The following is a 234-nucleotide window of genomic DNA, read 5'->3' as shown; positions in this document are numbered from 1 at the left end:
TCCCAGTGTGGCCGTTCACCCTCTCAGGTCGGCTACGCATCGTCGCCTTGGTGAGCCGTTACCTCACCAACTAGCTAATGCGCCGCAGGCCCATCCGCAAGTGACAGATTGCTCCGTCTTTCATCATCCCCTCAGGAGAGGAAATGAGATATCCGGTATTAGCTCACGTTTCCGTGGGTTATCCCGGTCTTGCAGGCAGGTTGCCTACGTGTTACTCACCCGTCCGCCGCTAAC

At 57.3% G+C, this 234-nt stretch carries 1 rRNA gene; it reads right to left on the bottom strand.

Annotated elements, in window-relative coordinates:
* Positions 1-234: ribosomal RNA gene (locus tag KI379_RS33925) — 16S ribosomal RNA — on the bottom strand; the annotation flags it as partial.

Origin of the sequence: Paenibacillus cineris (genome assembly GCF_018333335.1) — a bacterium.
Taxonomy (GTDB): Bacteria; Bacillota; Bacilli; order Paenibacillales; family Paenibacillaceae; genus Paenibacillus_AQ; species Paenibacillus_AQ favisporus.
This window is presented reverse-complemented; position numbering and strand designations above follow the sequence as displayed.